At 67.5% G+C, this 4,138-nt stretch carries 4 protein-coding genes and 1 riboswitch; of the genes, 3 read left to right on the forward strand and 1 reads right to left on the reverse strand.

Annotated features, from left to right (window positions below; genetic code table 11):
- The 3 genes from Q7T84_RS08030 to Q7T84_RS08040 form a co-directional block, all read left to right on the forward strand.
- A partial coding sequence (locus tag Q7T84_RS08030) for an OmpA family protein (RefSeq protein WP_304807543.1) occupies positions 1 to 407 on the forward strand: 407 nt, incomplete at its 5' end.
- A 96-nt stretch (positions 408 to 503) separates the two neighbouring features.
- Positions 504 to 2,318 (forward strand): SLC13 family permease, encoded by a 1,815-nt coding sequence (locus tag Q7T84_RS08035; protein ID WP_304807545.1) that lies wholly within the window; start codon positions 504 to 506, stop codon positions 2,316 to 2,318.
- A 105-nt stretch (positions 2,319 to 2,423) separates the two neighbouring features.
- Positions 2,424 to 3,254 (forward strand): aldo/keto reductase, encoded by an 831-nt coding sequence (locus tag Q7T84_RS08040; RefSeq protein WP_304807547.1) that lies wholly within the window; start codon positions 2,424 to 2,426, stop codon positions 3,252 to 3,254.
- Between the two features lie 108 nt (positions 3,255 to 3,362).
- Here Q7T84_RS08040 and Q7T84_RS08045 read toward each other — a convergent pair whose 3' ends face one another.
- On the reverse strand, positions 3,363 to 3,926 hold the full coding sequence (locus Q7T84_RS08045; RefSeq protein WP_304807549.1) for a TMEM165/GDT1 family protein: 564 nt from the start codon (positions 3,924 to 3,926) through the stop codon (positions 3,363 to 3,365).
- A 3-nt stretch (positions 3,927 to 3,929) separates the two neighbouring features.
- Positions 3,930 to 4,126: riboswitch (yybP-ykoY riboswitch) on the reverse strand.
- Positions 4,127 to 4,138: the final 12 nt, after the last annotated feature.

A 4,138-nucleotide genomic window follows, 5' to 3' on the forward strand; every position in this document is an offset into this window, starting at 1 on the left:
CGCCGCCTCCGCCGCCCCCGCCGCCCCCGCCGCCTCCTCCGCCCCCGCCGCCGCCGCCTCCGGCTGCTGCCGAGGCTAAGCAATTCGTCGTCTACTTCCCGTTCGATCAGTACGTCCTGACGCCGGAAGCCCAGGCGGTGGTTCAGGAAGCTGCGACCTACGCGACCAGCGGCAATGCGACCCGCGTGATCGTGGTCGGCCACACCGATACGTCGGGCCCGGCTGACTACAACATGCGTCTCTCGGAACGCCGCGCTAAGGCCACCGCCGATGCGCTGGTTGGTCTGGGCGTTGGTCAGTCCACGCTGCAAGTGGATTGGAAGGGTGAAACCGATCTCGCCGTTCCGACCCCGGATGGCGTGAAAGAACCGCTGAACCGCCGTTCGACGATCGACATCAACTTCTAAGATATCGATCTTCGGCGCTAAGCCGATCTAGCGGAGAGCCCGGCCGAAAGGCCGGGCTCTTTTGCTTTGTGGCGCAGCCTTCAACGCGGTCTTGCGTTGTCCAAACTCGACGACGTGGGGGCCTATATGACGTTGCAGCAGGGGCTGGCCTTCGGGCTTATCGGCCTGACCATCGCCGCCTTTATCTGGGGCCGCTTTCGCTATGACGTGATCGCGCTCAGCGCATTGCTGGCCGGCGTGGTCATTGGCGTTGTCCCAGCCAAGAGCGCCTTCGACGGCCTGTCCAACGACATCACCATCATCATCGGCGCGGCCCTGATCGTCAGCGCCGCTTTCGCCAAGTCTGGGATCGTCGAGGCCGCGCTGCGCCCGCTGATTCCCTATCTGAAGACCGAACGCAGCCAGGTTCCGGTCCTGACAGCCGCGGTCACCCTGCTGTCGACCGCGACTAAGAATGTCGGCGCCTTGGCCATCCTGATGCCGGTCGCCCTGCAGATCTCCCGCCGCACCGGCTCATCGCCCTCGCGCCTGCTGATGCCGATGGCGTTCGGCGCCATGCTGGGCGGGATCGTCACCCTGGTCGGCACCGCCCCGAACATCATCGTCTCCCAGGTGCGCGAGGAGATCCTCGGTAAGCCGTTCGGGATGTACGACTACACCCCGGACGGCCTGGCGCTGGCGGTGATCGGCCTGGTGTACCAGGCCTTCGCCTACAAGATCTTGCCGACCGACCGGGCGCCGAGCGCCGGCATCGACGCGGCCCTGGCCGCCAACGCCTATTTCACCGAGGTCGAGGCCCCCGAGGACTGGTCGCTGGCCAAGACACGGGTCGCCGACCTGCACGCCCTGGCCCACGGCGAGGCCCAGGTGATGCTGTTGCTGCGCAAGGGGCGTCGCCGCGCCCGCCCGCATCCCAACCTCAAGATCCTGCCCGGAGACGTCCTGCTGCTGCAGGGCGAGCCCCAGGCCCTGGACGAACTGATCACCCGCTCCAAGCTCCGGCTGATGCGTTCTGATCGCCCCGTCGCCATGGACGAGCCGACCGAGGAGGCCCGCGTGGTGGAGGCGGTGGTCTCGGCCGACTCGTCGGTGATCGGGCAATCGGCCCAGCAGAGCGACCTCTATGGCCTGCACGGGGTCAATCTGTTGGCGGTCAGCCGCTCGGGCTACAGCCTCAAGCAGCACATCAGCCGGGTGCGGCTGCGCGCCGGCGACGTTCTGGTGCTGCAGGGCGGCGAGCGCAGCCTGCCCGCCGCGCTGTCGACCCTCGGCTTCCTGCCGCTGGCCGAGCGCGAGGTGCGCCTTGGCGGCATCCGCCACACCCTCGCCCCGGCCATGATTCTCGCCGCGGCCATGGTGCTGGTGGCCTTCCAACTCGTGCCGGTCGCGATCGCCTTCTTCGGCGCGGCGGTGTTGATGATCCTGGTCGGTTCGATCCGGATGCGCGAGGCCTACGCCGCCATCGACGGGCCGCTGATCGTGCTGATCGCCGCCCTGATCCCGGTGTCGGAGGCCATTCAGACGACAGGCGGCGCCGACCTGATCGGCGCCTGGCTCTCGATGGTGTTCCGCGACCAGTCGCCGGTGATCGCCTTGGTCTCGATCATGGCCGTGGCGATGGCGGCTACGCCATTTCTGAACAACGCCGCCACCGTGCTGATCGTCGCCCCGGTCGGCGCCAGCCTGGCCGGCAAGCTGGGCCTCAATCCCGATCCGTTCCTGATGGCGGTGGCGGTTGGCGCGGCCAGCGACTTCCTCACCCCCATCGGCCACCAGTGCAACACCCTGGTCATGGGCCCTGGCGGCTATCGGTTCGGAGACTATGCGAAGCTGGGCGCGCCGCTGACCTTGCTGGTCCTGGTGCTCGGCACGCCGCTGATCGCCTACTTCTGGCCCCTGACCGCGCACTGACGCCGATGTCGATGCGGCCGCGCCCTTGAGAACCTCGCCCGCGATCCCGAAGTTGGAAGGCGGCCAAAGCCCGGTCCCGCGCCCCAAAACATCCCGGAGTTCCCCATGACCAAGCAACTGCGCGTAGAGCTAGGCGACGGCCACGCCATTCCCCAAGTCGGTCTCGGGGTCTGGCAGACCCCGGACGACGTCGCGGTCACCGCGGTGCAGGCCGCGCTGGACGCCGGCTACCGCCATGTCGACACCGCCGCCGCCTACCAGAATGAGAAGGGTGTGGGCGCAGGGCTCCGCGCTTCGGGCGTGGCGCGCGACGAGGTCTTCATCACCACCAAGGTGTGGAACGAGAACCAGGGCTACGACAACGCCCTGAAGGCCATTGAGGGCAGCCTGAAGCGGTTGCAGCTCGATCAACTCGACCTTTGCCTCATCCATTGGCCGGCGCCGCATCGGGGTCTCTACCTCGACACCTGGCGCGCGCTGATCAAGGCCCAGGAAGCGGGCCAGGTCCGCTCCATCGGCGTCTCGAATTTCGAGGTCGAACACCTGGACCGAGTGATCGGCGAAACTGGCGTGACCCCGGTGCTCAACCAGATCGAGCTTCACCCCCGCTTCCAGCAGACGGCCCTGCGCGCCGCCCACGCCGAGCGCGGCATCAAGACCGAATCCTGGAGCCCGCTCGGCCAAGGCCAATTGCTGACCGACCCGATCATCACGGGGATCGCCGCCAAGCACGGCCGCACGACGGCCCAGGTGATCATTCGCTGGCACCTGGACAGCGGTCTGATCGTGATCCCGAAATCGGTCACCCCCAGCCGGATCGTGGAGAACTTCGACGTGTTCGGCTTCGCCCTCGACGCCGAGGACATGGCGGCGATCGCCGGCCTTGATCAGACGGACGGCCGCATCGGCCCCAATCCAATGACCGCGACGTTCTAAGCGGCCGCGTCCCGGCTGACGCGGGCCGCCGTCGCCAGCGGCGACGTCCTTCCGGATCTTGGGCCGGAGGACGTCTACCGCGCCATGGCCGGCGTCAGCCACCGCCTGCTACCCGGCGATCAGGATCCAGATGCCGATCGCCGCGAACGAGGCGGCGGCCGCCCAGCGGATGTACTTCAGCGGCAGGCGCGTGGCCGCGGCCTCGCCGATCAGCACTGCCGGAACATTGGCGATCATCATGCCGAGCGTGGTGCCGGCCGCGACCATCAGCACCTGGTCGAACTTGGCGGCCAGGGCGACCGTCGCGATCTGGGTCTTGTCGCCCATCTCCACGAAGAAGAACGCCACCATGGTGGTGATGAAGATCGAGGCGCCCGCCTTCTCGCGCGGGGCGTCGCCGTCTTCGAACTTGTCGGGAATCAGCGCCCAGCCGGCGAAGGCGATGAAGGCGAAGCCTAGGGCCCACTTCATCCACGGGCCTTGGAGGAATTGGCCGGCGGCCACCCCGACCATGGCGGCCAGGGCATGGTTGCCCATGGTCGCGACCAGGATGCCGAGAATGATGGGGACCGGCTTGCGGAACCGCGCGGCCAGCAAAATCGCCAGTAGCTGTGTCTTGTCGCCAATTTCGGCGACGGCCACGAGGCCGGTTGAGACGAGGAAGGCTTCCATAGGAGCAGGCGTCCGGGCGGGGTCGAGACATACCAATGGCTTTCCGCGCCGCCGACCCCGCTATGGACCGGCACACGAAAGCCAAAGGTCTCGCCAAGCACTTGCTGGATGCACCATGCCTAGGACCTGACGGCCGTCGGCAAGTTTGTTGACGCATCCCCCGTTGGAGCTACGGGCGGCTACTCCCCAGTGACGGCGTGTGGATAGGGTGG

It is taken from the genome of Phenylobacterium sp. (genome assembly GCF_030654915.1).
Lineage (GTDB): Bacteria > Pseudomonadota > Alphaproteobacteria > Caulobacterales > Caulobacteraceae > Phenylobacterium.